General features: G+C 71.1%; 24 protein-coding genes. 13 read left to right on the top strand and 11 right to left on the bottom strand.

The features are described from left to right. Positions 1-34 precede the first annotated feature (34 nt). On the bottom strand, positions 35-925 hold the full coding sequence (locus tag BLS99_RS22675) for a GntR family transcriptional regulator (RefSeq protein ID WP_091054006.1): 891 nt from the start codon (positions 923-925) through the stop codon (positions 35-37). Positions 926-1,017: 92 nt separating this feature from the next. Between BLS99_RS22675 and BLS99_RS22670 the strand changes: the two genes are divergently transcribed. From BLS99_RS22670 to BLS99_RS22645, 6 genes are all read left to right on the top strand, one after another. Then, on the top strand, positions 1,018-2,004 hold the full coding sequence (locus tag BLS99_RS22670; RefSeq protein ID WP_218126800.1) for an aldo/keto reductase: 987 nt from the start codon (positions 1,018-1,020) through the stop codon (positions 2,002-2,004). Further along, complete coding sequence (locus BLS99_RS22665) at positions 2,001-2,852, top strand: amidohydrolase family protein (RefSeq protein ID WP_091054004.1); 852 nt, start codon at positions 2,001-2,003, stop codon at positions 2,850-2,852. Before BLS99_RS22670 ends, BLS99_RS22665 begins: the two co-directional genes overlap by 4 nt. Beyond that, the gene (locus tag BLS99_RS22660; RefSeq protein WP_091054003.1) at positions 2,849-3,679 is read left to right on the top strand and encodes a fumarylacetoacetate hydrolase family protein; all 831 of its coding nucleotides are present in this window, start codon (positions 2,849-2,851) and stop codon (positions 3,677-3,679) included. Before BLS99_RS22665 ends, BLS99_RS22660 begins: the two co-directional genes overlap by 4 nt. Next, positions 3,676-4,968 carry an enolase C-terminal domain-like protein gene (locus BLS99_RS22655; RefSeq protein WP_245712378.1) on the top strand — a complete coding sequence of 431 codons (1,293 nt, stop codon included), beginning with the start codon at positions 3,676-3,678 and terminating at the stop codon, positions 4,966-4,968. Before BLS99_RS22660 ends, BLS99_RS22655 begins: the two co-directional genes overlap by 4 nt. Continuing rightward, a complete protein-coding gene (locus tag BLS99_RS22650) occupies positions 4,965-5,705 on the top strand; it encodes an SDR family NAD(P)-dependent oxidoreductase (protein WP_091054002.1) in 741 nt (246 codons plus the stop codon). Before BLS99_RS22655 ends, BLS99_RS22650 begins: the two co-directional genes overlap by 4 nt. A gap of 147 nt (positions 5,706-5,852) precedes the next feature. Continuing rightward, entirely contained in the window at positions 5,853-6,416 is a 564-nt protein-coding gene (locus BLS99_RS22645) for an EF-hand domain-containing protein (RefSeq protein WP_091054001.1), read from the top strand. 203 nt (positions 6,417-6,619) lie between these two features. On the opposite strand, the gene BLS99_RS22640 is transcribed toward BLS99_RS22645, so the two are convergent. Continuing rightward, the gene (locus tag BLS99_RS22640) at positions 6,620-6,826 is read right to left on the bottom strand and encodes a hypothetical protein (RefSeq protein WP_143034915.1); all 207 of its coding nucleotides are present in this window, start codon (positions 6,824-6,826) and stop codon (positions 6,620-6,622) included. 61 nt (positions 6,827-6,887) lie between these two features. Further along, on the bottom strand, positions 6,888-7,220 hold the full coding sequence (locus tag BLS99_RS22635) for a hypothetical protein (protein ID WP_091053999.1): 333 nt from the start codon (positions 7,218-7,220) through the stop codon (positions 6,888-6,890). Between the two features lie 341 nt (positions 7,221-7,561). Here BLS99_RS22635 and BLS99_RS22630 point away from each other — a divergent pair, with 341 nt between their 5' ends. The 3 genes from BLS99_RS22630 (at position 7,562) to BLS99_RS22620 (ending at position 9,492) form a co-directional block, all read left to right on the top strand. Continuing rightward, positions 7,562-8,395 carry a Scr1 family TA system antitoxin-like transcriptional regulator gene (locus BLS99_RS22630; protein WP_091053998.1) on the top strand — a complete coding sequence of 278 codons (834 nt, stop codon included), beginning with the start codon at positions 7,562-7,564 and terminating at the stop codon, positions 8,393-8,395. Then, entirely contained in the window at positions 8,367-8,618 is a 252-nt protein-coding gene (locus tag BLS99_RS22625; protein WP_091053997.1) for a DUF397 domain-containing protein, read from the top strand. The genes BLS99_RS22630 and BLS99_RS22625 overlap by 29 nt, the downstream gene beginning before the upstream one ends. A gap of 151 nt (positions 8,619-8,769) precedes the next feature. Beyond that, positions 8,770-9,492 (top strand): maleylpyruvate isomerase family mycothiol-dependent enzyme, encoded by a 723-nt coding sequence (locus tag BLS99_RS22620; protein WP_091053996.1) that lies wholly within the window; start codon positions 8,770-8,772, stop codon positions 9,490-9,492. Between the two features lie 6 nt (positions 9,493-9,498). Here BLS99_RS22620 and BLS99_RS22615 read toward each other — a convergent pair whose 3' ends face one another. Then, positions 9,499-10,074: a TetR/AcrR family transcriptional regulator gene (locus BLS99_RS22615; protein ID WP_091053995.1), complete on the bottom strand. Its 576-nt coding sequence runs from the start codon at positions 10,072-10,074 to the stop codon at positions 9,499-9,501. A 113-nt stretch (positions 10,075-10,187) separates the two neighbouring features. Here BLS99_RS22615 and BLS99_RS22610 point away from each other — a divergent pair, with 113 nt between their 5' ends. Together BLS99_RS22610 and BLS99_RS22605 are read left to right on the top strand one after the other, a co-directional pair. Beyond that, complete coding sequence (locus tag BLS99_RS22610; protein WP_091053994.1) at positions 10,188-11,102, top strand: oxidoreductase; 915 nt, start codon at positions 10,188-10,190, stop codon at positions 11,100-11,102. A 164-nt stretch (positions 11,103-11,266) separates the two neighbouring features. After that, complete coding sequence (locus BLS99_RS22605) at positions 11,267-12,367, top strand: phosphatase PAP2 family protein (protein WP_091053993.1); 1,101 nt, start codon at positions 11,267-11,269, stop codon at positions 12,365-12,367. Here the strand turns inward: BLS99_RS22605 and purM are convergent. From purM to BLS99_RS22590, 3 genes are all read right to left on the bottom strand, one after another. Then, on the bottom strand, positions 12,333-13,421 hold the full coding sequence (gene purM / locus BLS99_RS22600) for a phosphoribosylformylglycinamidine cyclo-ligase (protein ID WP_091053992.1): 1,089 nt from the start codon (positions 13,419-13,421) through the stop codon (positions 12,333-12,335). The two genes, BLS99_RS22605 and purM, sit on opposite strands and share 35 nt — an antisense overlap. Continuing rightward, complete coding sequence (gene purF, locus BLS99_RS22595; protein ID WP_091053991.1) at positions 13,418-14,953, bottom strand: amidophosphoribosyltransferase; 1,536 nt, start codon at positions 14,951-14,953, stop codon at positions 13,418-13,420. Before purF ends, purM begins: the two co-directional genes overlap by 4 nt. Before the next feature lie 592 nt (positions 14,954-15,545). After that, positions 15,546-17,693: a carboxypeptidase-like regulatory domain-containing protein gene (locus BLS99_RS22590; protein WP_091053990.1), complete on the bottom strand. Its 2,148-nt coding sequence runs from the start codon at positions 17,691-17,693 to the stop codon at positions 15,546-15,548. A gap of 225 nt (positions 17,694-17,918) precedes the next feature. Here BLS99_RS22590 and BLS99_RS22585 point away from each other — a divergent pair, with 225 nt between their 5' ends. Beyond that, the gene (locus BLS99_RS22585) at positions 17,919-18,299 is read left to right on the top strand and encodes a sterol carrier family protein (RefSeq protein ID WP_091053989.1); all 381 of its coding nucleotides are present in this window, start codon (positions 17,919-17,921) and stop codon (positions 18,297-18,299) included. Positions 18,300-18,589: 290 nt separating this feature from the next. On the opposite strand, the gene purL is transcribed toward BLS99_RS22585, so the two are convergent. From purL to purB, 4 genes are all read right to left on the bottom strand, one after another. Continuing rightward, positions 18,590-20,863, bottom strand: a complete 2,274-nt coding sequence (gene purL, locus BLS99_RS22580; protein WP_091053988.1) for a phosphoribosylformylglycinamidine synthase subunit PurL — start codon at positions 20,861-20,863, stop codon at positions 18,590-18,592. Further along, positions 20,860-21,543 (bottom strand): phosphoribosylformylglycinamidine synthase subunit PurQ, encoded by a 684-nt coding sequence (gene purQ / locus BLS99_RS22575; RefSeq protein WP_091053987.1) that lies wholly within the window; start codon positions 21,541-21,543, stop codon positions 20,860-20,862. The genes purL and purQ overlap by 4 nt, the downstream gene beginning before the upstream one ends. Next, the gene (gene purS, locus BLS99_RS22570) at positions 21,540-21,800 is read right to left on the bottom strand and encodes a phosphoribosylformylglycinamidine synthase subunit PurS (RefSeq protein WP_091053986.1); all 261 of its coding nucleotides are present in this window, start codon (positions 21,798-21,800) and stop codon (positions 21,540-21,542) included. Before purS ends, purQ begins: the two co-directional genes overlap by 4 nt. 104 nt (positions 21,801-21,904) lie before the next feature. Beyond that, the gene (gene purB / locus BLS99_RS22565; RefSeq protein WP_091053985.1) at positions 21,905-23,323 is read right to left on the bottom strand and encodes an adenylosuccinate lyase; all 1,419 of its coding nucleotides are present in this window, start codon (positions 23,321-23,323) and stop codon (positions 21,905-21,907) included. A gap of 158 nt (positions 23,324-23,481) precedes the next feature. Here purB and purD point away from each other — a divergent pair, with 158 nt between their 5' ends. After that, a complete protein-coding gene (gene purD, locus BLS99_RS22560; RefSeq protein WP_091053984.1) occupies positions 23,482-24,702 on the top strand; it encodes a phosphoribosylamine--glycine ligase in 1,221 nt (406 codons plus the stop codon). Positions 24,703-24,808 lie beyond the last annotated feature (106 nt).

Genomic DNA, 24,808 nt, shown 5'->3' with positions numbered 1-24,808 from the left:
CTCTCGGTCGGTTTCCCTGTGCGCCGGTCCGGCGTTACCGGCTTGCCCTGGCGCGCTTGGGCTTCGGTGCGGTCAGGGCGTCGGCGGCGGCGAAGGCGGCGGCGTGCCGCACCTTCGAGCGTTCGAGGTGGCGGCGCATCGCCGCTTCGGCGGCAAGCGGTTGCTGAGCAATGATAGCCTCCGCGACCGCCAAGTGCTCGGCCTCGGTCTCGGAGATCGACTCGGGCGCGATGTAGGCCCGGTGGAGGTGCAGGTGCGCGTCGAGGCGCCGGATCGCCTTCGCGATCTGGGCGCTGCCGCTCAGCGCGGCGACCGCGTCGTGGAACCGCCGGTCGGCCGCGGTGAACGCGAGCTTCCCGGCCCCGGGCTCCGGCGTGCGGGCCGCGTCGAGGAGGAGCGGGAAGTCCGCCGCGTCGCCACCGTCCGCGGCGAAGGCGGCAACCGAGTCGGCCGCGCTCCCGGCGGCGGTGCCGGGACCCGCCTCGCCGCCGTCCGCGGCGGCCGTGTGCCCCGCAGCGGCGCCAGACGCTGCCGCGGATGCCCGAGCGCACTCGGCCGCGCGCCGGGCCGCGAGGGGTTCGAGCATCATGCGGAGGTCGAAGAGGTCGGCGAACTCGGCGGCCGAGAGCAGCGGCGCCACGGTGTACCCGCTCAGCGGGCGCCGGGCCAGCAGGCCCTCGGACTCCAAGCGCGCCAGCGCCTCCCGGATCGGCGTCTGCGAGAACGCCAGCTCCTTCGCCATGCCGTCGATGCTCAGCTTCACCCCGGGCGCGAGTTCAGAGCGCATGATCCGGGCCTTGAGCTCGGCGTACGCGTCGTCGGCCAGCGTCCGCTTCGCGGTGCGAGAGTCGTCCGCCGGTCGCTTCGCGGCCGCGGACGGTTCGGCCGGTGTTCGTCTTCCGGCCTCGGTGGCTCTCGCTGTCATGCCGAATATCCTATAGGATAGTGTCGCGACGGGCGTCCGGCTGCCGGACCGACCCGCGGAAACACCCCCATATGTCCCGCATTGGAGACCCTGTGAGCGCTCACCAGTCCGCGCTGCCGGTTCGGCGGCTGGGTTCCACCGACGTCACCGTCTCCGCCGTGGGCCTCGGTTGCGCCCCCCTCGGCGGGCTGTTCACCCCCGTCGACCCCGTGACCGCCACCGCGACCGTCGACGCCGCGTGGGCCGGCGGCGTCCGCCACTTCGACACCGCGCCCCACTACGGGGCCGGCCTCTCCGAGACCCGACTCGGGAACGCCTTGGCGCCCAAGGACCGCGACGCCTACACCCTCTCCACCAAGCTCGGCCGCGTCCTGGTCGACCACGAGGGCCGGTGGGACCTGTGGGCCGAGCCGAACGGCAAGCGCGCCGAGTTCGACTTCTCCTACCGCGCCGCCCACGACTCCTACCGCTCCAGCCTCGAACGCCTCGGCGCCGAGCGGGTCGAGATCGGCCTCATCCACGACGCCGACGACCACAAGGACGCCGCCCTCGAAGGCACCTACCGGGCCCTCGCCGAACTCAAGGCGGGCGGGCGGATCGGCGCGATCGGGATCGGCATGAACTCCACCGCCGACGCCGCGGACCTCATCGAGCGCGCCGACTTCGACGCCGCGCTCATCGCCGGGCGCTACACGCTCCTCGACCAGTCCGCGCTCGACCGGCTCTACCCGCTGTGCCTGGACCGCGGCGTCTCGGTGATCGCCGCGGGCGTCTTCAACTCCGGCATCCTCGCCGACCCCAGGCCCGGCGCGACGTTCAACTACGCCGCCGCCGACCCCCGCATGGTCGCGAAGGCCCAGGCCGTCGCCGCGGTCTGCGACCGCCACGGCACCCCCCTGCGCGCCGCCGCGCTCCAGTTCACCGCCGCACACCCCGCCGTCGCGTCGATCCTGGTCGGCGCGCGCAATCCGGCAGAGGTCGACGACGCCCTCGCGATGTACGCCCACCCGATCCCCGGCGCGCTGTGGCACGACCTCAAGCGCGCCGGGCTGCTGGCCGAGGAGGCACCCGTCCCATGACGGCTCCGCTCGTCATCGATGCGCACCACCACGTCTGGACCGCCGACTACCCGTGGCTCGCCGAGAAGCCGGAGTTCGCGCCGATCCGGCGCGACTACGGCGTGGCCGACCTGCGCGCCAACCTGAAGGCCGCCGGGGTCCACCGGACGGTCCTGGTCGAAGCCTCCTGGGGGCACCCGTCCGAGACCGTCGAGTTCCTGCACCTCGCGGGCGCGACCGAGGAGATCGCGGGCGTGGTCGGCTTCATCGACCTGCTCGACCCGAACCTCGCGAACACCCTGGCGCGCTACGCGAACCACCCCCGGGCCCGCTTCCTGGTGGGCGTGCGCGACCAGATCCAGGGCCGCCCCGACCCGCGCTTCCTGGCCCGGCCCGACGTGATCGCGGCCCTGCGCGCGGTCGCCGAGCACGTGCCGACCTTCGACCTGGTGGTCCGCGTGGACCAGCTCCAGGCCGCGGCCGAGGCCGCCGACGCGGTCCCCGGCCTCACGTTCGTCCTCGACCACCTCGGCAAGCCCCAGGTGCGCGACGGCGACGCCGGGCTGCGCGCCTGGCGCGCGGCCGTGGCCCCGCTCGCCAAGCGCCCCAACGCGGTCGCGAAGCTCTCCGGGCTCGTCACCGAGGCGGACTGGGAGCGCTGGAAGCCCGCGGACCTGCGCCCGTTCGTGCAGGCCGCCCTCGAACTGTTCGGCCCCGACCGCCTCATGTTCGGGTCCGACTGGCCCGTCTGCGAACTGGCCGCCACGTACACGCAGGTCAAGGACGCCCTCACCGACGTCCTCGGCCGTACCGACCCCGACGTCTTCGGCGGCACCGCCGCCAAGGTCTACCAGCTAGGAGAGCTATGAAGTACCTGCGCATCGGACAGCCCGGATACGAGACCCCCGTGGCGCTCCACGAGGGCAAGTACTACGACCTCTCCGGCCCCATCGGCGACATCGACGGCGAGTTCCTCGCGCGCGGCGGGATCACCACGGTCGCCGGCTTCCCCGAGATCGACGTCGAGGGCGAGCGCATCGCCCCGCCGATCGCCAAGCCGAACGCGATCGTGTGCATCGGCATGAACTACGCCGCGCACTGCGCCGAGTCCGGCGCCGAACCGCCCGCCGAGCCGGTCGTGTTCTACAAGCACCCCAACACGATCGTCGGACCGAACGACGACGTGCAGATCCCCCGCGGCTCGCAGAAGACCGACTGGGAGGTGGAACTGGGCGTGGTGTTCGGCAAGCCCGCGTCCTACCTGGAGTCGGAGGAGGCGGCCCTCGACGTGATCGCCGGGTTCGTCGTCGCCAACGACCTGTCCGAGCGCGAGTTCCAGATCGAGCGCTCCGGCGGCCAGTTCTCCAAGGGCAAGGCGTGCCCCACCTTCACGCCCCTCGGCCCGTGGCTGGTCACCCCCGACGAGATCGAGGACGTGCAGGCGCTCCGCATGTGGTCCAAGGTGAACGGCGAGGCGCGCCAGGACTCGAACTCGAAGGACATGATCTTCTCGGTGGCCCGCATCGTCCACCACATGTCGCAGTTCATGGCCTTCGACGCCGGCGACCTGCTCCTGACCGGCACCCCCGAGGGCGTCGCCCTCTCCGGCCGCTTCCCGTACCTCAAGGCCGGCGACACGGTCGAGGTCGGCATCGAGGGCCTGGGCGCCACCGCCAACCCGACGGTCCAGGCGTGACCATCACCGCCGTGGACGTCGTCGACGTCCGCTTCCCCACCTCGCGCAGCCTCGACGGCTCCGACGCGATGAACCCCGACCCCGACTACTCCGCCGCGTACGTGGTCCTCCACGCCGACGACGGGTTCGAGGGCCACGGGTTCACGTTCACGATCGGGCGCGGCAACGACCTGTGCTGCGCCGCGATCGAGACCCTGAGCGAGTACGTGGTCGGCGCCGACGTGCACGGCCCCGCCGACCTCGGCGACCTCTACCGGCGGCTCACGCACGACTCGCAGATCCGCTGGCTCGGACCGGAGAAGGGCGTCATGCACCTGGCCGCCGCGGCCCTGGTGAACGCCGCGTGGGACCTCGCCTCGCGCCGCGCGGGCCTGCCGCTGTGGAAGTACCTCTCCTCGCTCACGCCCGAGGAGGTCGTCGCGTGCGTCGACTGGCGCTACCTCAGCGACGCCCTCACTCCCGAAGGCGCGCTTGCGATCCTGCGCGCCGCCGAACCGGGGAAGGCCGAGCGGGTCGCCGAGGTCGAGCGCGAGGGGTACCCCGCGTACACGACCTCCCCGGGCTGGCTCGGCTACGACGACGAGAAGGTCGTGCGCCTCGCCCGCGAGGCCGTCGCCCAGGGCTACCAGCAGATCAAGCTGAAAGTCGGCGCCGACCTGGAGGACGACCGGCGCCGCTTCGCAGCCGCCCGGGCCGCGGTCGGCCCCGGCATCCGGATCGCGGTCGACGCGAACCAGCGCTGGGACGTCGACCAGGCGGTGGCGTGGGTCGAGGCGCTGGCCGAGTTCGACCCGTGGTGGATCGAGGAGCCCACGAGCCCCGACGACGTGCTCGGCCACGCCGCGATCCGCAAGCGCCTGGCGCCGATCAAGGTCGCCACGGGCGAGCACGTCCACAACCGGGTCATGTTCAAGCAGCTCCTGCAAGCGGGCGCGATCGACTTCCTCCAGATGGACGCGGCCCGGGTCGCGGGCGTCAACGAGAACCTCGCGATCCTGCTGCTCGCCAAGCACTTCGGCGTGCCGGTCTGCCCGCACGCGGGCGGGGTGGGCCTGTGCGAGCTGGTCTGCCACCTCTCGATGTTCGACTACACCTCGGTCAGCGCCACCATGGACGACCGGGTCATCGAGTACGTCGACCACCTGCACGAGCACTTCACCGCCCCCACGGTCATCGCGGACGGCCGCTACACGGCGCCGACCGCACCGGGCTTCTCCGCGGAGATGAAGCGGGAGAGCCTGCAGCGCTTCGCCTATCCCAACGGTCCTGAATGGAGAGAACTCGCATGAGCGGTTTCGCAGACCTCACCGTCGTGGTCTCCGGCGGCTCCTCCGGCATCGGTGCGGCCGCGGCCGACGCCTTCGCCGAGCGCGGCGCCAATGTGGCGGTCCTCGACTTGAACCCGAGCGAGAAGCACTGGTCCACCCGGTGCGACGTCGCCGACGACAACCAGGTGCGCCTCGCGGTCGCCGCGGTCGTGGAGCGGTTCGGCGGGGTCGACGTGCTCGTCAACAACGCCGGGATCGGCGCGGTCGGCACCGTCGAGGAGAACTCCGACAAGCAGTGGTTCCGGGTCCTGGACGTCAACGTCCTCGGCATGGTCCGCCTCGCCCGCGCGTGCCTGCCGCACCTGCGCGAGTCCGCATCGCCCGCGATCGTCAACACCTCCTCGATCGTCGCCACCACCGGGCTCGTCAACCGGGCCCTGTACTCGGCGTCGAAGGGCGCGGTCCAGTCGCTGACCATGGCGATGGCCGCCGACCATGTGGCCGAAGGCATCCGGGTCAACTGCGTCAACCCCGGCACCGCCGACACCCCGTGGGTGCAGCGCCTCCTCGACCAGGCCGACGACCCGGCCGCCGAGCGCGCCCGCCTCGAAGCGCGCCAGCCGACGGGCCGCCTGGTCTCGGCCGAGGAGGTCGCGAACGCGATCGTCTACCTCGGCGATCCGGCGAACAAGGCCGTCACCGGCACCAGCCTCGCCGTCGACGGCGGCACGGCCGGACTGCGCATCGTCAAGGCGTGAAAGGCGGAACCCGCCGCGTGCGAAGGGCGCCGAGCCTCCAATGAGGTCCGGCGCCTTTCGCGCGCCCGGCGCGGGATACCGGTTCCGGGGCCTCCGGACTGGAATGCTGCATGGGACCTTTCGGACATCGCACCCATGGAGAATCTCATGACCGAGGACATGCTGACCGCGAAGATCGCGCGCGGCTTCGACTACCTGGACGCCGACGGCGACGGGCACCTCAGCGAGCAGGACCACGTCGTGCTCGGCAAGCGCGCCGCCGCCGAACTGGGCCACGCGCCGGGTTCCGCCGAGGAGTCCTGGATCATCTCCGCTTACGTGGACATCTGGAACGGGCTCCACCGCCCCCACCTGGCCGAGGGCGCCGAGGCCATCGACAAGGAGACCTTCGTGGCCGCCACCCGGGTGCTCGCCGAGGATCCGGCCGCCGCCGACGCCACCGTGGGCCGGCTCGCGCGCACCTTCCACTCGATCGCCGACGGCGACGGCTCGGGCGACGTCAGCCGCGACGAGTTCAAGTCGTTCTCCCGCTCGCACTTCCCGGGGCTCGGCGACGAGGACATCGCGACCGCGTTCAAGCACCTCGACATCGACGGCGACGGCACCCTCACCGAGGAGGAGTTCGTCAGCGCGATCGTGGAGTACTGGTCGAGCACCGACCCCGAGGCCCCCGGCAACTGGTGGATGGGCGAACCGGCCTACGAGCGCTAAAGACCGGCACGAACAGCGAGGGCGAGGGAGTCATCCCTCGCCCTTCTCGCTGCGCCGACAAAGCTTGGTGCCAGCGGGGCCCGCACTGCGGGTGACGACAGAAGGCGGGCCGGGCGGCTCCCACCAAGGACCGCCCGGCCCGACCCCCGCGCCCGGTCACGGGTCCACCAACCCCCGACCGGACGCTCTGGGGAGGAGGAAGGTCAATGGGGCCCAGGTCCCGAGGCGAGGGCGCCGGCCTGATCCAGGATCCAGGGGCACCACTCGTCGTTCCTCCACGCGCCGAACCACTCCGGCACCGCTTCGGGCTCGTCGAAGTAGCGGCAGATCTCGCGCGGCCCGGCCCCGTCATTGCAGTCGATGCGGTACTCCGGAGGGCCCAGCGGGTGCCCGCCCGACTCGATGCCCAAACGGTAGAGCGAGAACACCGCCGGACCGCGACTGAAGTCGCCCAACCAGACGTCGCCACCGCTACCCATCGCAGAACCTCTCACCCCGGGTCGCGGCGCTGGTCGACGTGACCCCGTCGCCGTTGTAGAAGACGTGGAACGCCCACGCCCGCAGCCACTCCCGCGCGCTCTCGGGCGCGCCCCGCCACTCCTCGCCCCAGGTCGCGTGGAGGTTGCCGGAGGTCAGCCCCGACACGATCAGCACGATGTCCGCCGCGTTGTCGGTCCTGAAGACCTGGAACGAATCCGGCGAGTCCTTCCCGGAGGCCCGCACGGTGTAGCTCCGCCGCCCGTCGCTGAACCGCCCGCGCTCCAGCGCGGTCAGGTCCGCGACGCTCAGTCTCGCCCTTCGCATCGATATCACTCCATTTCGGACTCAGTCTTGAAACTGTCGGATATCCGATGGAGTCGCACCGGAGTGCCGCTCGAACCCACCTTCGGCCACGGCACTCCGATGCCCCCATCAAGCGCGCCGGCTCCAGAAGCCTCTGCGCTTGATTCGAAGGTATGGCTCCTGAGCTGCGAAAACAAGACGCCATCAGGTACGAGATACTGGCCCCCAGTTCCAGACCCTCAGAATCTGGGCCCTAAATTCTGGGGCCTAAATGCTTGTGGCCCTTAATTGCTGGTATTTGCTTCGGTTTCGAGACATGCCATCATGGAGTCCCACTAATCGCGGGTATCGGAGGTTCGGGGATGATCCGGTTGAAGCTCATGCGATGGCTGGTCGCGATCCTGATGCAAGATGCAAGGGAAGCGACCGGCATGTCTCAGAAGAAGGTAGCCAGGGCCTTCCGGGTATCGCCAGGCACGATCTACAACTGGGAGCGCGGGATCCACCATCCGCCATACGGCATGATCGCGAGGATCGCCGAGGTCTATGGAATCGACGCGGAGCTGCGGTTCTATATCGAACTCATCCTGGAAGCCAATGACTTCCGCATCCTGGAGGCGCAACCTCGGCTTCACGCAATCGCTCTCGCCAAGGCCGAGCAGAATGCAGAGTTCATCTTCAAGCACGAGCCCCACCTCATCCACGGGCCACTGCAAACCCGGGACTACCACTTTCTCGTGCCGCAAGCTGCTGAGCAGCTTCCCGATTCCGAGGCCGAAGACGGTTGGAACTTCAAGCGCGGTCGGCGCGAGGGCCTGCGCGCCCGCACGCCTGCACCACAGGTCCGGTACCTCAGCGGCGACAGTGCGATCTACCATCTCCGGTCGCTTCCTGAACCGGTCCGCATCGAGATCGTTCGAGACATGCTCGGACAGGATTCGCTCCCGAATGTTGAAATTCGGGTGATAAACCAGTTCCACCATGCCCGAAGCACTTCGTTCGACGTCTATCGAGGAGGCATCAGGGAACTCAGCCTCCCGCCATTCATCTACACGGAGAGCTTCCCGAATCGGAGCTGGTGCATCGAGGAGGAGCGCTTGGTGTCCCTGTACCATGAGGCCGGTCAGGCCATGTGGCAACTCGGAATACCGTTGAAGGAGTTCCTCCATGAACACTGCCGTGACCTCCTGGCGTAAAAGCACTCGCAGCGGCGCTTCGAATCAGTCGAACTGCGTCGAACTTCGCCGGGCCTGGCGCAAGAGCACCCTCAGCGGCGCTTCCAATGAGTCGAGCTGCGTCGAAGTCGCTGTCTGCGCTGAAGATGGGTTCCACCTGCGGGACTCCAAGCTCGGCGACGGCTCTCCCGTCTTCGACCTTGAGCTGAAGGACTTCCGCGCCCTCCTCGGCGCCGCAGGCTAGGACACCCGGAGACGAGGCAAGGGGCCGAGCGATTGCGCTCGGCCCCTTGCGTTCTCAAAAACGGCTCTGCGCAGGCCGTGGTGAAGCCCGGTATACCGGTAACCAATGCTCCCGTTACCGCTGGTGTACAGCTCGCCGATAGTCTGGGGACATGGACGGTGCTTCATATCTGCGGTGTTTTCGGCGGGAGATGGACGCGTTCCGCGAATGCGTCGCCACCGGCGATCTGGGCGCGTCGATCGCGTACCGGGAGGAGTTCGCGGAGCCGATCGACCTCGCCGGACTGGCGCGCGCGGTCGGGCATTCGAACCTGTTCACCGCCGCGTGCGTGACCGAGTGGACCGGGGGCGACACCCCGCCCGACGGCGCGCCGCCGCTCGCGCCCCAGGACCGCGGCGAACTGCTGAAATGGCTCGAAGGCACCGCCGAACTCCTGGTGATGTCGCTCGACGTCGACCCCTCGACCCCCGCATGGGGCCACTTCACTCCGCCGAACGCCGGGTACTGGCAGCGGTCGATCGCGGTGGAGACCATGCTGCACCGCTGGGACGCCCAGCGGACCGCGGGCGACCCGGCGCCGCTCGACCCGGACCTCGCGGTGGCGGGCGTCTCGGAAGTGCTCGATGTGCTGGCGCCCAAGATGGTGGGCGTGGGGAAGGCGTGGCCGCCGGACGCGTGCGTGAAGTTCAACGCCGACGACACCGGCGACTGGTGGATCTACGGTCCGGGCGACCCGGTGGCCGAGGTGCGCGGCACCGCGGGGAACCTGCTGCTCATGCTGTGGGGCCGCCTGACGAAGGACCACCCGTCGCTGGTGTGGCAGGGCGACCGGACGTCGGCGCTCTCGGTCCTCAAGGGGCCCTTGACCTACTGACCCCGGCTACCCGACCGGACGGGCGGCGCCGGCGCGGAAGGCGTCGATCATCAGGGCGAACCAGCGGTCGCGGGCCGGGGCGGGCTCGTCGATCGGGGCCGCGGTGAAGAACAGGTGCGCGTCGGTCACCGTGAGGTCGGGCCGCAGGTCGCCGTCGGCGATGCCCGCGGCGATGACCCGTTCCAGGGCCGCGTTGACCCGCACGAGGTGGCGGGCGTAATCGGGCTCGGTGCCGAGGCCGCGGGCGGCGGTCTTGACGGCGAGGTCGTCGGCCGCGCCCTCCAGGATGAGCCGGGCGAAGGCGGTGAACTCGGTGAGCGCGCGGGCGCCCGCGGCGACGCGCTCGGCGGCGGCCTCGGCCTCGGCGGTCATGTAGTCGAAGCGCGCTTCGAGGATGGCGCGCACCAGGTCCTGCTTGGTCGGAAAGTGCCGGTAGAGGGTGCCGACCGCCACACCGGCGTCTTCGGCGATGGCCTCCATGGGCGCCTCGGGACCGCGGCTCATGATCTGGCGGTTCGCGGCCTCCAGGATCCTGGCGCGGTTCCTCGCCGCGTCGGCGCGCAGCGGCCGGTCCTGTGCCATGCGGTCTCCTCTCTCCGCGAAGCATCATAGGCCCGCCGGACTTGCCATAACATGAATCAGGGTTCATTATATAGTGAAGGCAGGTTCATCTTATCCAATCCGAAGGAGCCACCATGTCCCGCGACTGGAGCACCGCCGACATTCCCGACCAGGCCGGACGCACGTTCCTCATCACCGGCGCCAACTCCGGCCTCGGCCTGGAGACCGCCAAGGCGGTGGCCGCCCGCGGCGCGCGCGTCGTCATGGCCGTCCGCACCCCGGCGAAGGGCGAGGCGGCGGCCGCGGCGATCAAGGCCGAGGTCCCCGGCGCCGACCTGGAGGTGCGGCGCCTCGACCTCGCCGACCTCGACGCGGTCCGGTCCTTCGCCGAGGGCTTCGACACCGGGATCGACGTCCTGGTCAACAACGCCGGCATCATGGCGCCGCCGCGGTCGCTCAGCAAGCAGGGCCACGAGTCGCAGTTCGCCACCAACCACCTGGGGCACTTCGCCCTCACCGGGCTGCTGCTCGACCGCCTCCAGGGCCCCGACCCGCGCGTGGTCACCGTGGCCTCGCTCGCCAGCAACCACGGCGACGTCTACTTCGACGACCTCACGGGTGAGCGCAGGTACAGCGCGACCCGCTACTACGGCCAGTCGAAACTCGCGAACCTGCTCTTCGGCATCGAACTCGACCGGCGCCTGCGCGCCGCCGGGAACCCCGCGAAGAGCGTCATGGCCCACCCGGGCCTCTCCGCCACCGACCTGCTCCAGAGCATGCGCCCGGTCGTGCGGTTCATCGGGCGGGTCCTGATGCCCCTCGCCACTCAGCCCGCGTCGACCGGCGCACTCCCGCAGCTGTACGCCGCCACCGAGCCGAAAGCCGAAGGCGGCCAGTACATCGGACCGCGGCACCGGGGCGAGCACCAGGGCCCGCCCGTCATCGTGCGGGCCCGCGCGGAGGCGTACGACCCCGCGACGGCCCGTCGACTGTGGGACGTCTCCGAGGAACTCACCAGGGTCCGGTTCCCGCTCCCCGCAACCGCCTGACCTCCGGACACGCCGTGTCGGAACGTGACCGGTATCGCTGACTATCGATGCAGCTCATCGATGTTGCGTCGCAAACCACACCATATATACCGACCTGATAACAAATTCGGTCCAGTTCGGGTGTGGCGTGCTCAAAATTCACTTTGACCGGCGAACATCCGTATATGTCTTCTGAATCGAACCGGTCTTCGACCCCGCGCCGGAGCGCGAACATAACGGACCGGGGTGTAACAGTCAGCGACAAGTCCGTCGTCAAGCAGCTGGTCACGCCGCTGCGCCGTTACATTCCGGTCGGCTGGTTCGATTGGGAGCCGTTCGGGGAGCGGCCGAAGAGCTGGTGGCCGGACCTCGTCCTGTTCGCCGTGTTCGTGGTCATGACCGTGCTGCTCGCCTTCCCCACCCCGCTGGTCACGCTCGACCACGAGGTGCGGATGTGGGCCGTGGAGAACAAGATCGACTGGTTGTGGGAGTTCGGGCGGACCATCGCCATGATCGGCGAGGGCGAGGCGGGCGCCTCGGTCGGCCTGGCGTTCTCGGTGTGGTGCGCGCTGCGGTCGCGGAGCATCCGGCCGATGCTCATGTTCGTGCTGTCGTTCATGACCTTGGCGCTGATCCTCGGCATGAAGCACTGGCTGGGCCGGCCGCTGTCGCAGCACCCGCTGCGCCTCGAGGAGGTCTCCCCCGACGGGCCGATGCTGTTCACGTACTTCCTGGAGGGCGGCGGGGGCGTCGCGCCCGCGACCGCATACCCGTCGGGGCACGCGGTCAACTCGATCCTGCTGTTCGGCCTCATCGTGATGCTCGTCGGCGGGCTGCTGCCGAAGTGGCTGCGGCTGACGCTGCTCATCGCGCCCCCGAGCATGGTGTTCCTCGGCCAGCTCTACAGCGGCCAGCACTGGCTCACGGACTCGATCGCCGGGTTCATCCTCGGCATCCTCATCATCCGCAGCGCCAAGCGCGTCGACTGGCACGACGTGCCGCTCGGGCCGCTCATGGTGTTCGAGCCGGCGACGCGCAAGACCATCCTCATCTCGACGATCCTGCTCGTGGGCGTGGCGATCACCCCGAACCTGCCGCTGAACCAGGCGCTCGTCCTCGCGGCCGTGCTGCCGGTGATCGGCCTGATCTGGCTGGGACTGAGCATCAGGGCGAAGCGCCGCGCGGACGCGGCGCTCCCCGAAACCGAAGGGGCGGAAGAGGACGGGGAGCCGCTGGCGGCCCCCGACATCCCTACCCAGCCGTCAGATAGCCGCCCGCGAGCTTGACGCCGGAGCCGCCGTCGGCGACCTCGCCGATGGTCCACGCCTCGACGTGGCGGGCCGTGAGCACCGCGAGGGACCGGTCGACCTGGTCGGGCGCGACGATGGCGACCATGCCGACGCCCATGTTGAAGGTGCGCTCCATCTCCTCCAGGGAGATCCCGCCGGTGCGCTGGACGACGTCGAACACGGGGTTCGGCGCCCAGGTGCCGCGGTCGACCTCGATGTGCATCCCCTCGGGCAGGGACCGGACCAGGTTGCCCGCGAGCCCGCCGCCGGTGATGTGCGCGAAGGCGTGCACGTCGCACTCCTTGGCGAGTTCGAGGCAGTCCTTGGCGTAGATGTGGGTCGGGGTCAGCAGCTCCTCGCCGAGGGTCCGCTGGCTGCGGTCGGCGGTGGCGAACTCGGGGACCACGGTGCCCAGGTCGAGCTTGCCGACACCGAACAGGGCCTCGCGCACCAGCGAGAAGCCGTTCGAGTGGAGTCCGGAGGCGCGCATGGCGATCGCGACGTCGCCGGGCTTGACGCGCTCGGGGCCGAGCAGCTTGTCGGCCTCGACGACGCCGACGCCGGTGGCGGAGATGTCGTAGTCGTCGGGCTTCATGACGCCCGGGTGCTCGGCGATCTCGCCGCCGATGAGGGAGCAGCCGGCGTACCGGCAGCCGTCGGCGATGCCCGCGCCGATGTCGGCGATCTTCTCGGGCACGACCTGGCCGGTGGCGATGTAGTCCAGGAGGAACAGCGGCTCGGCGCCGCACACGACGAGGTCGTCGACGACCATCGCGACCAGGTCGATGCCCACGGTGTCGTGGATGTCGAGCTTCTGGGCGATGACGAGCTTGGTGCCCACGCCGTCGGTGGAGGAGGCCAGCAGCGGCTTCTTGTACTTCTCGGTGTCGAGCGCGAACAGGCCGGCGAACCCGCCGATGCCGCCCACGACCTCGGGCCGGGTGGTCTTGCGGATCGAGGGCTTGAGCGCCTCGACGGCCCGGTCCCCGGCGTCGATGTCGACGCCCGCGGACTGGTAGGAGATCGTCTTCTGAGTGGTGCCGCTGCTCACGCTGTGGTCCCTTCCCGCACTTGCGTGCTCGCTTCGGTGGTTCGTGTCGACTGGGCGGTAGGTGAATGTGACGCTGCGGACTGGGGCTGCGGTTCCATCAGGTGCTTGCCGATGAGGTCGGAGGCGGGCAGCTCGATCGGGTAGTTCCCGTCGAAGCAGGCCATGCAGAGGCGGGACGCGGGCTGCTCGGTGGCGCGGACCAGGCCCTCCATCGACACGTAGCCGAGGGAGTCGGCGCCGATCTGCGCGCGGATCCCGTCGGTGTCGAGCGACCCGGCGATGAGCTCGGCGCGGGTGGCGAAGTCGATGCCGTAGAAGCACGGCCACTTCACCGGCGGCGCCGAGATCCGGATGTGGACCTCCACCGCGCCGGCTTCGCGCAGCATCCGCACCAGGGCGCGCTGCGTGTTGCCGCGCACGATCGTGTCGTCGACGATGACCAGGCGCTTGCCCTTGATCTGCTCGACCAGGGGGTTGAGCTTCAATCGGATGCCGAGCTGGCGCAGTGACTGCGAAGGCTGGATGAAGGTGCGGCCCACGTACTGGTTCTTGGTGAAGCCCTGGCCGTAGGGGATCCCGGACTCCTCGGCGTAGCCGATCGCGGCCGGGATGCCGGACTCGGGGACGCCGATGACGAGGTCGGCCTCGACCGGGAACTCGCGGGCGAGGGTGCGGCCGACCTCGACGCGGGTGGCGTAGACGTTGCGCCCGGCCAGCTTCGTGTCGGGGCGGGCGAGGTACACGTACTCGAACAGGCAGCCCTTGGGCTCGGGGTTCGCGAAGCGGGTCGAGCGCAGGCCGTGCTCGTCGATGGTGAGCAGCTCGCCGGGCTCGACCTCGCGCACGAACGTGGCGCCGATGGTGTCGAGGGCGGCGGTCTCGGAGGCGACGGCCCAGCCGGAGGCGAGGCGGCCCAGGACCAGCGGGTGCACGCCCTGCGGGTCGCGGGCGGCGTAGAGCGTGTGCTCGTCCATGAAGACCAGGCAGAACGCGCCGCGCAGCTGCGGGAGGACGCGCTCGGCGGCCGAGGCCACGGACTCGTCGGGGCGGGCCGCGAGCAGCGCCGTGATGAGGTGCGTGTCGGAGGTGGTGGTCCCCATGTCGATGCCGAGGTGGTCCACCTCCTTGAGCAGGTCGGCGGTGTTCACCAGGTTCCCGTTGTGGGCCAAGGCGATCGCGGTGCCCGTGGAGGTGGAGCGGATCGTGGGCTGGGAGTTCTCCCAGGTGGGGGCGCCGGTGGTGGAGTACCGGGCGTGGCCGATGGCCAGGTGGCCCTGGAGGGGCGCGAGGGTGGACTCGTCGAAGACCTGCGCGACGAGGCCGAGGTCCTTGTAGACGACGGTGCGCGCGCCGTCGGAGACCGCGATGCCGGCGGCCTCCTGACCGCGGTGCTGCAACGCGTAGAGCCCGAAGTAGGTGAGTTTCGAGACCTCTTCCCCGGGGGCCCAGATGCCGACGACGCCGCAGGCGTCGCGAGGTCCGGGGCTGTCGGGATCGAGTTCCGTGGTGAGTCGACCGTCACCTCGGGCCACTGCAACTCCTCAGTTGGCTGAGCAAAAGTACGGCCCGCTCACCGAGCCGCCGCAGACCGGCGGCGCTCGAACGCTGCCCCGCCTGCGATTGCGCCCGCCCGTTCATCCGGGCGACCACTGACAGTCTATCGGACCTGCGGGAAGTCGCCACCGTCCAGCGAGCGCGGGTGTGTGCCGTGCCCCTCCCCGACTAGGTGAAACTCCCCGCAATTCCGCCCACCGGGGCCGCTTTCACCGGAGCGGGCGAGCGGGGCCGGAACCCGGCACGGGCTCGGGCGGCCCGGACAGCCCGGGTCGGCCTGGGACCGGAGCGTCTGGGGACGTTCGCTGTCGCGCGCGAAGCTTAGGTAGGAGTTCCCATCCCAAACCCCCACCCACCCAGGGGACCGTAGCGGCCAGCATTGCGCAGGGGTCCGACAAGAATCGGCCCCCGCGGCGGTCGTTTCACCCGAAGGTGTGAACGCACAAGTGCGCCGATCACCCCAGAGCGAACCGGGCCGCCGACCGCGCCGGAGCGCGGTCGGCGGCCCGCGGTCACCGGGGGCGCGGTCGGTGGTCCGGGCTCACCAGGAGCGCGGTCGGTGGTCCGGGCTCACCAGGAGCGCGGGCGGTCGTCCCACTCGCCCCAGTTGCGGCGCTCGGTGCGGCGCGAGTCGGGGTCCTCGGGGTCGGCGTCCGGCTGGGCGCCGTACGGCGCGGTCGGCTGAGACTGGTTGCCGTACTGCGGCATCGGGCGCGTGCCGCCCGGCTGCTCGGACTGCGGCGCGTACGGGTCGCGGCGCATCGACTGGCCCTGGTAGCCCGTCGGCTCCTGCGGCGCGCTCGGGGCGCTGTGCGAGCCGTAGCCCTGGCCGGGCTGGCCCGGACCCGGCTGGCTGCCGCCGCCGAACTGCTGCGAACCGGGCTGGCTCGGCCCGCCGAAGCCCTGCGGGGCGGACGGCTGGCCCGCGCCGAAGCCCTGCGACCCCGGCTGGCTCCCGGCCCCGAAGCCCTGCGAACCGGGCCCGTACTGCGGCTGGGACTGGCCCTGGGGCTGACTCTGCGGTTGGCTCTGCGGCGGCTGGCTGTGCTGCGGCTGGCTCTGCGGCGCACTCGGGGCGCCGTAGCGCGGCTCCGAAGGCGGGCCGGACACCAGGCCCGGGTTCTGCGGCTCGAACATGCCGCCGCCGGAGGGCGGCGGGGTCGGGGCCGCGTACGGCCGGGTCGCGCCCGCGTCCCCGTACGGGCTCGGCGACGGCCGGGCCCCCGGGTCGGAGAACGCGCCCGTCGGCGACGGCCCCGGGTGGGGGCGGGTCGCGGCCGGGTCGGCGCCGAAGGCACCGGTCGGCGACGGGTGCGGACGCGTCGCCGCGTCGGCCCCGAACGAGCCGTGCGGCGCCGCCGGCGGCTGGTTCGACAGGTTCGCCTGCGGCATGATCTGCGTGGCGTCCGAGGCGTCGAACGCGCCCGGCGTCTTCACCACCGGAAGGATCGTGGTCCCGTCCGGGCCGACCGGACCGCCCGGTCCGGGCGGGGCGCCGAAACCGGACTGCGGCATGACCTGCGTCGAGTCGTTGCCGCCGCCGTACGCGGGCCCGAACTGGGTCGGGGCCGCGGAGTCGACGAGGCCGCCCGGGTGGATCATCGTCGGCGCCTCGGAACCGGGCGCGGGCCCGGCCTGGTAGACGCCGGGGGAGCCGACCTGGGCCGCGGTGGGCTTGTGGTCGGGCGGGCCGTCGGTCGGGAAGGAGTCGTTGTCGTCGTCCTTGTCGTCCTTGCCGCCGCGCAGCAGGAACACGATGCCGACGATGCCGCCGACCACGAGCAGCGCACCGATGATGATGAGGAACAGCAGCGTGCCGGAGATGCCGCCCTTCTCCTCATCGTCGTCCGCCGTGGGCTCCTCGGAGGGCGGAGGCGCCTCGGACGTCGGCGCCGCGGAGGAGGTCTGTTCGACCTCGGCCTGCGCGAGGGAGACGTTGAGGTTGAACTCGCCGGACTCGACGGTCAGCTCCTCGACCTTCTCCTCGAAGCCGTCCTTGGTGATGGTCAGCGTCATCTCGCCGGGCTCGATCGAGTCGTTGAACAGGAACGCGCCGTCGCCGCCGGTCTCGGTCTCGTGGTCGTTGCCCTCGCCGTCGGTGAGGACGACCTTGGCGCCCTCGACCGGGTCGCCGTTCGAGGTGACCTTGCCGGTGATCTGGGAGACCGAGGAGCCCGCGCCGATGACGGTGAGGCCCGCGTCGGCGGTCGCCTGGCCGCCGAAGTCGGCCTTGAAGGTGCCGGTGGCCTGCTCGCCGTTGCCGAGGTCGGAGTCCATCTCGGTGGTGACGGTGAAGGAGACGGTGCGCTGGCCGTTCGGCTCGACCTGGGAGCACTTGGCCCGGTCGCCGTCCTCGCGGGTGCACAGGCCGGCGCCGCCGTCGTTGTCGATGGCGGCGATGACGTCGTTCAGGCCGTCGACGTCGGCGCGGATCGTGATGTCCTTGGGCGAGACCGGGTCGAGGTTCTGGACCGTGACGGAGATGACCGTCGCCTGGCCGCCGACGCTGATCTGGCCCGGGTCCGGCCCGTAGCTGATCCAGCCGTTGACGGCGTTCGGCTGGGCCATCGCCGCGTGCGGGGACACCAGGAGTCCGAGCAGCAGGACGCCGCCCGCCGCCGCGAGCGCGGCCAGGCGCGAGACCAGGCCGACCCCTCGCCTGCGACGGGACCGCGGGAGGTTACTCTGGGTCCCGCTCGGTTCGGCCGCTCCGGTCATCTACATCCCCTCCTGGGCATGTGCTTCAGGTACCGGCCCGCGGCGGTCCGCAGCGGGCAGGCACGACGAACCCACGGAAGCGGGCCGTCGTCGCCACTATGCCTGGTCTCGTTTCGATCACGAGACCGGGGTGCGGACGGTGCCGCGGGCGATGGGTCGGCGGCGATCATCGCCGTTCGGCAACGTGCCGTAACGGGCAGTCTAACGTGACCGGGAGGTCTCCCCGTGGACGCTGTGGCCGACGCCATCGCCGCGATCGCCAACGACGAGGCCCCGGACAAGGAGACCCTCAAGAGCGCGGTGCGGGAGCTGCTGCGCGCGCTGGCCGACAAAGCCCCTGGTCACTCCGTGGAGGTCCGGGTGCCGCCGTACGGCGCGGTGCAGTGCGTCGAGGGGCCCCGGCACCGGCGCGGCACGCCGCCCAACGTCATCGAATGTCAACCGGTCGTGTTCGTCGAACTCGCGGCCGGCCGCCTGGCCTTCGCCGACGCCGTCGCCACCGGCCGCGTCACCGCCTCCGGCCAACGCGCCGACCTCACCGAGGTCCTCCCCCTGACCGGCCCCGACGGCGAACCCCTCGAAGAAGAAGAGGAAGAAGAGGCGTAGCCGCCGGCCCGGCCGCCCGCTTCAGCTCCCCTTCAGGTGCCCCGCGCTAGCTTCGAAACCGGGGGCCCTGAACCCAGAGGTGCGGGGGTGTTTGCGATGCCGCCGGCCCGGCCCGCCGCTTCAGCTCCCCTTCAGGTATCCCCAGCTAGCTTCGAAACCGGGGGCCAGCCTCGGCGAACGCTTGCGGAGCCGTATCTGTGCACAGCCCAGGCGATGTCCTCCCCGTTCGCATGCGCCGCAACATGAACGCCCCGGCGCTGCGCGCCGGGGCGTTCATCGTTCGTGTGTCCTTACTCTCCCAGGCGGGCGCCGATGCGGCCCTTGAAGGCCGCGTCGATGTCGTCGCGGGTGATGTCGAAGTGGTCGCGCAGGTGCAGGCCGTCGGTGTTCGCGTCGGCCACGCCCAGGGGCGTGATCGGCAGGCCGCGGGACTCGCAGGCGCTGCGCACCGCGAGCTCCTGGCCGCGCGGGATCACCACGAGCACCCGCCCGGACGACTCCGAGAACAGGTACGTGAACGGGTCCGCGCCCTCCGGCAGGAGGATCTGCGCGCCCATGCCCGAGAAGCTGATCGCCTCGACCAGCGCCTGCGCCAGCCCGCCCTGCGACAGGTCGTGCGCGGCGGCGAGCTGCTCGGTCTGCGACAGGCGCGAGAGCAGGTCGGCGAGCTTCATCTCGTGGTCGAGGTCGACCTTCGGCGGGACCCCGCCGAGGTGGCCGTGCTTGACCGACGCCCACTCAGAACCCGACAGCTCCTCGCTCGTGGTGCCGATGAGCGCGATCGTGTCGCCGGTGCGGCCCAGGCCGAGCGGGATGCGCCGGGCCACGTCCTCGAGCACGCCGAGCACGCCGATGACCGGCGTCGGGTGGATCGCCTCGCGGCCCGTCTGGTTGTAGAACGAGACGTTGCCGCCGGTGACGGGGATGCCGAGCTTCTGGCACCCGTCGGCGATGCCCGTGACGGCCCGCTCGAACTGCCACATCACGTGCGGGTCCTCGGGGGACCCGAAGTTGAGGCAGTCGGAGACGGCGATCGGGGTCGCGCCGGTGACGGCGACGTTCCGGTACGCCTCGGCCAGCGCGAGCTGCGCCCCGAGGTACGGGTCGAGCCGCGCGAAGCGGCCGTTGCCGTCCAGGGAGATCGCGATGCCGACGCCGGTGCGCTCGTCGAGGCGGACCACGCCCGCGTCGTGCGGGGCGCCGAGGACCGTGTTGCCGAACACCGAGGAGTCGTACTGCTCGGTGATCCACGACTTGTCGCACAGGTTCGGGCTGGCGGCCATGTCGAGGACGGTCTGGCGGATCTCCTCGTCGGTGGACGGGCGCGGCAGGGTCTCGGCGCGGTCGACCGCGATGAGGCCCAGGTCGTTCGGTTCGGCGAGCGGCCGGTTGTAGACCGGGCCCTCGTCGGCGAGCGACTTCGGCGGGACGTCGACCACGGTCTGGCCGTGGAAGTCCACGACGAGGCGGCCGGTGTCGGTGACGGTGCCGATCGCGGTGGCGAGCAGGCCCCAGCGGTGGGCGCGGGCGAGGACCTCGTCGGCCTTGGCCGGGTCGACGATGAGGAGCATGCGCTCCTGCGACTCGGAGGCGAGGATGTCCTGCGGCTCCATGCCGGCCGCGCGGAGCGGGACCAGTTCGAGGTCGACGTGCATGCCGCCGTCGCCGGCGGCCGCGGTCTCGCTCAGGGCGCAGGTGAGGCCGGCGCCGCCGAGGTCCTGGACGCCGACGACGAGCTGCGCGTCGAACAGCTCCAGGCACACCTCGATGAGGAGCTTCTCGGTGAACGGGTCGCCGACCTGCACCGACGGGCGGGCGTCGTCCTCGCCGGACTCCGAGAAGGTCGCCGACGCCAGGACGGACACGCCGCCGATGCCGTCGCGGCCGGTCTTGGCGCCGAGGAGGATCACGACGTTGCCGGTGCCGGACGCCTGCATCGACTGGAGGCGCGAGCGGGGCATGACGCCGACGCTGAGCGCGTTGACGAGCGGGTTGCCCTGGTAGCACGGGTCGAAGTAGGTCTCGCCGCCGATGTTCGGCAGGCCCACGCAGTTGCCGTAGTGGCCGATGCCGTCGACGACGCCCGGGAGGACCCGGGCGGTGTCGGGGTGGTCGATGGCGCCGAAGCGCAGCGAGTCCATGACGGCGATCGGGCGGGCGCCCATCGCGATGATGTCGCGGATGATGCCGCCCACGCCGGTGGCCGCGCCCTGCTTGGGCTCGACGTACGACGGGTGGTTGTGCGACTCGACCTTGAACGTCACCGCGAGATGATCATCGATGGCGACGACGCCGGCGTTCTCGCCGATCCCGGCCAGCAGGCGCGGGGTGCGCGGGTTCTTCTCGCCGAACTGGCGCAGGTGCACCTTGCTCGACTTGTACGAGCAGTGCTCGGACCACATGATCGAGTACATGGCCAGCTCGGACTGGGTGGGGCGGCGGCCGAGGACCTCGCGGATCCGCTGGTACTCGTCCTCCTTCAGCCCCAGTTCGGACCAGGGCTGCTTCTCGTCCGGAGTGGCGTCGGCGACGCCGACGGTGTCCACGGCGACGTATTGACTCATCGTCTCGCTCCCTCGCTGAGGTGGGCCAGGACGGAGGCGACCACGCCGAGGCCGTCGGTCGACGGCCCGGTGAGCGCCTCGACGGCGTGCTCGGGGTGGGGCATGAGGCCGACGACGTTCCCGGCCTCGTTCGCCACCCCGGCGATGTCGCGCATCGACCCGTTCGGGTTGTCGAGGTACCGGAAGACGACCCGGCCGCTCTGCTCGAGCGCGTCCAGGGTCGCCTCGTCGGCGACGTAGCGGCCCTCGCCGTGCTTGGCGGGGAGGACGATCTCGGCCTCGGGCGCGAACGCGTTCGTCCACGCGGTCCGGGTCGTCTCCACGCGCAGGCGCGCGGGCCGGTTGCGGTAGCGCAGGTGGGCGTTGCGCACCAGCGCGCCGGGCAGCAGGTGCGATTCGCACAGGACCTGGAAGCCGTTGCAGACGCCGAGGACGGGCATCCCCTGGGCGGCCGCGGCCTTCACGGTGTCCATCACCTGGCTGAACCGGGCGATCGCGCCGCAGCGCAGCGCGTCGCCGTAGGAGAACCCGCCGGGCAGGAACACGGCGTCGACGCCGTGGATCTGGGCGTCGTCGTGCCACAGCGCCACCGGTTCGCCGCCGGCCAGGTACACCGCGCGGGCGGCGTCCCGGTCGTCGAGCGAGCCGGGGAACGTGACGATCCCGACGCGCGCGCTCATGCGCCCTCGTTCGAGCCGCGCTCGACGGCGACGGTGAAACTCTCGATGACGGGGTTGGCCAGGAGCTGGTCGGCGATCACTCGCGACTGCTCCTCGACGTTCTGGGCGTTCTCGCCGAACTCGATCTCGACGCGCTTGCCGATCCGAACCGACGCCACATCGGTGACGCCGAGTCGGGGCAGCGCCCCGAGGACGGCCTCGCCCTGGGGGTCGAGGATTTCGGACTTCAGCATCACGTCGACCACTACACGGGCCACGGTCGCACTCCTGTCGGTCACATGGACGGAACAGGACCAGCATATTCACCGGTACTGACCTGGGCCAGCGCCGCGTTGTGCGACCGGTGCCAGGTCACAGCCCGTCAGAGGATGCCGGCGGGCCGGTAGGCGGCGGCCTCGGGGTGCGCTTTCGCCACCGCGGCCACCCTTTCGGCGACACGGTCGACCTGATCGCCTGCGGCGCCGGTGAATTCACCCGTATTCGCGACGAGGGCGCCGAGTCCGGCCCGGTCGAAGGGCAGGCGCGGGTCGGCGGCGAGGCGGTCGAAGAGGTCGTTCTCGCGCTGGCCGTGCTCGCGCATGGCGCGGGCGACGGCGACGGCGTGCTCCTTGATGGCCTCGTGGGCGTCCTCGCGGCCGGCACCCTGCTTGACGGCCTCCATGAGGACCTTTGTGGAGGTCAGGAAGGGGAGGTAGCGGTCGAGTTCGGCGCCGATGACGGCCGGGTAGGCCCCGAAGTTGTCGAGAATGGTGAGGAATGTCTCATAGAAGCCGTCGACGGCGTAGAAGAGGTCGGGGAGGGCGACGCGGCGGACCACCGAGCACGAGACGTCCCCTTCGTTCCACTGGTCCCCGGCGAGCTCGCCGAGCATCGCGGCGTAGCCGCGGGCGACCACGGCGAGGCCGTTGACGCGCTCGGAGGAGCGGGTGTTCATCTTGTGCGGCATGGCGGACGAGCCGACCTGGCCCGGCATGAAGCCCTCGGTGGCGAGCTCGGCGCCGGCCATGAGCCGGATCGTGAGCGCCGCGGAGGAGGGGGCGGCGACGGCGCCGCGCATCGCGGAGGCGACGGCGTCGTCGAGCGAGCGCGGGTAGACCTGGCCGACGGAGTCCATGACGCGCCCGAAGCCCAGGTGGGCGGCGATGCGCTGCTCGAGTTCGGCGAGCTTCGCGGTGTCGCCGTCGAAGAGGTCGAGCATGTCCTGGGCGGTGCCGACCGGGCCCTTGACGCCGCGCAGCGGGTAGCGGCGCAGGAGGTCCTCGACGCCCTCGTAGGCGAGCAGCAGCTCCTCGGCCCAGGTCGCGAAGCGCTTCCCGAGGGTGGTGGCCTGGGCGGGGACGTTGTGGCTGCGGCCGGCCATGACGAGGTCGCGGTACTGCTGGGCGCGGGCGGCGAGGCGCACGAGCGCGGCGACGATGCGGCCCTGGACGAGTTCGAGCGACTGGCGGACCTGCATCTGCTCGACGTTCTCGGTGAGGTCGCGGCTGGTCATGCCCTTGTGGATGTGCTGGTGGCCGGCGAGGTCGGAGAACTCCTCGATGCGGGCCTTGACGTCGTGCTTGGTGACGCGCTCGCGCTCGGCGATGGAGGCGAGGTCGACCTGGGCGAGGACGCGCTCGTAGTCGGCGATCACGCCGTCGGGGACGGTGACGCCCAGGTCGTGCTGCGCCTGGAGGACGGCGAGCCAGAGCCGGCGCTCGGCCTTGATCTTCCCGACGGGGTCCCAGATGTCGCGCATCGGCGCGGAGGCGTAACGCTCGGCGAGCACATTCGCAGTCACGGGGCAATGATGACACCCGAGGTCGCGACATCATGTGGCGCTCCGACGGCACATGATGTAACACTCGGCACCCGTTGGCGGCTCCTTCCGGGAGGGGTGTCGCGTTCACCACCGGCGTGGCGGTTAACCAGCACGTATCGGCCACGTAAACTGGCCCTGTGCGAGTACTCCTGATCGGCTCCGGCGGCCGCGAGCACGCCCTCGCGGCGGCCCTGGCCGCGGACGAATCCGTCACCAAGCTCATCTGCGCTCCGGGGAACCCCGGCATTGCCGCGCTCGGCGAGTGCGTGCCGGTGAACCAGACCGACCCCGCGGCGGTGGCCTCCCTGGCCGTGACCTCGGCCGCCGACCTCGTGATCGTGGGCCCCGAGGCCCCGCTCGTGGCCGGCGTCGCCGACGCGGTCCGCGCCAAGGGCATCCCCGTGTACGGCCCGAGCGGCGCGGCCGCCCGGATCGAGGGCTCGAAGGCGTTCGCGAAGGAGGTCATGGCCGCCGCGGGCGTGCCGACCGCCGCCGCGCGCGTCTGCCGCACCCGCGAGGAGGCCGAGGCCGCCCTCGACGAGTTCGGCGCCCCCTACGTCGTCAAGGACGACGGCCTGGCCGCCGGCAAGGGCGTCGTCGTCACCGAGGACCGCGCGCAGGCCCTCGCGCACGCCGTCGACTGCGAGCGCGTGGTCATCGAGGAGTACCTCGACGGCCCCGAGGTCTCCCTGTTCGTCATCGCGGACGGCACCAGCGCGAAGGCGATGCTGCCCGCGCAGGACTTCAAGCGCATCGGCGAGGGCGGGACCGGCCCGAACACCGGCGGCATGGGCGCGTACACGCCGCTGCCGTGGGCCCCGGACGACCTGGTCGCCGAGGTCATGACCCGCGTCGCCGAGCCGACCCTGGCCGAGATGGCCGGGCGCGGCATCCCCTTCGTGGGGACCCTGTACTGCGGTCTGGCGCTGACCTCGAAGGGCCTCAAGGTCGTCGAGTTCAACGCCCGCTTCGGCGACCCCGAGATCCAGGCCGTGCTCGCGCTGCTGGAGACGCCGCTCGGCGGGCTCCTGCACGCCGCCGCGACCGGGAAGCTCGCCGACTTCGGGCCGCTGTGGTGGCGCGAGGGCGCGGCGGTGTGCGTCGTGGTCGCGAACGAGGGCTACCCGGGCACCCCGGTGACCGGCCGCCCGCTGTACGGCGCCGACGCCGACGGCGTCCTCCACGCCGGCACCGCGCTCGACGCCTCCGGGCAGCTCATCGCCACCGGCGGCCGGGTCCTCGGCTGCGTCGGCACCGGCAGGTCCGTCGCCCAGGCCCGCCAGGAGGCGTACGCCCTCACCGAGGGCGTCAAGCTCGAAGGCGGCTACTACCGCAAGGACATCGCCGCGAACATCTAAAACGCTCGCGTTCGCCGCATGTCGGCGCCGGGTGATACAGGTATTGAGCAGGGGGCCTCGGTCAGGGACATATCGCTTATTACGGATATGTCCCGGACCGAGGCCC

The sequence above is a fragment of the Glycomyces sambucus genome (assembly GCF_900102815.1).
Lineage (GTDB): Bacteria > Actinomycetota > Actinomycetes > Mycobacteriales > Micromonosporaceae > Glycomyces > Glycomyces sambucus.
This window is presented reverse-complemented; position numbering and strand designations above follow the sequence as displayed.

Coding starts and splice junctions, on each gene's coding strand:
- BLS99_RS22635 (WP_091053999.1), bottom strand. CDS start 7,220: ATGCGAAGGGCGAGACTGAGCGTCGCGGACCTGACCGCGCTGGAGCGC.
- BLS99_RS22645 (WP_091054001.1), top strand. CDS start 5,853: ATGACCGAGGACATGCTGACCGCGAAGATCGCGCGCGGCTTCGACTAC.
- BLS99_RS22625 (WP_091053997.1), top strand. CDS start 8,367: ATGAACACTGCCGTGACCTCCTGGCGTAAAAGCACTCGCAGCGGCGCT.
- BLS99_RS22615 (WP_091053995.1), bottom strand. CDS start 10,074: ATGGCACAGGACCGGCCGCTGCGCGCCGACGCGGCGAGGAACCGCGCC.
- BLS99_RS22675 (WP_091054006.1), bottom strand. CDS start 925: ATGACAGCGAGAGCCACCGAGGCCGGAAGACGAACACCGGCCGAACCG.
- BLS99_RS22665 (WP_091054004.1), top strand. CDS start 2,001: ATGACGGCTCCGCTCGTCATCGATGCGCACCACCACGTCTGGACCGCC.
- BLS99_RS22630 (WP_091053998.1), top strand. CDS start 7,562: ATGATCCGGTTGAAGCTCATGCGATGGCTGGTCGCGATCCTGATGCAA.
- BLS99_RS22610 (WP_091053994.1), top strand. CDS start 10,188: ATGTCCCGCGACTGGAGCACCGCCGACATTCCCGACCAGGCCGGACGC.
- BLS99_RS22660 (WP_091054003.1), top strand. CDS start 2,849: ATGAAGTACCTGCGCATCGGACAGCCCGGATACGAGACCCCCGTGGCG.
- BLS99_RS22620 (WP_091053996.1), top strand. CDS start 8,770: ATGGACGGTGCTTCATATCTGCGGTGTTTTCGGCGGGAGATGGACGCG.
- BLS99_RS22605 (WP_091053993.1), top strand. CDS start 11,267: ATGTCTTCTGAATCGAACCGGTCTTCGACCCCGCGCCGGAGCGCGAAC.
- purQ (WP_091053987.1), bottom strand. CDS start 21,543: ATGAGCGCGCGCGTCGGGATCGTCACGTTCCCCGGCTCGCTCGACGAC.
- BLS99_RS22590 (WP_091053990.1), bottom strand. CDS start 17,693: ATGACCGGAGCGGCCGAACCGAGCGGGACCCAGAGTAACCTCCCGCGG.
- purL (WP_091053988.1), bottom strand. CDS start 20,863: ATGAGTCAATACGTCGCCGTGGACACCGTCGGCGTCGCCGACGCCACT.
- BLS99_RS22650 (WP_091054002.1), top strand. CDS start 4,965: ATGAGCGGTTTCGCAGACCTCACCGTCGTGGTCTCCGGCGGCTCCTCC.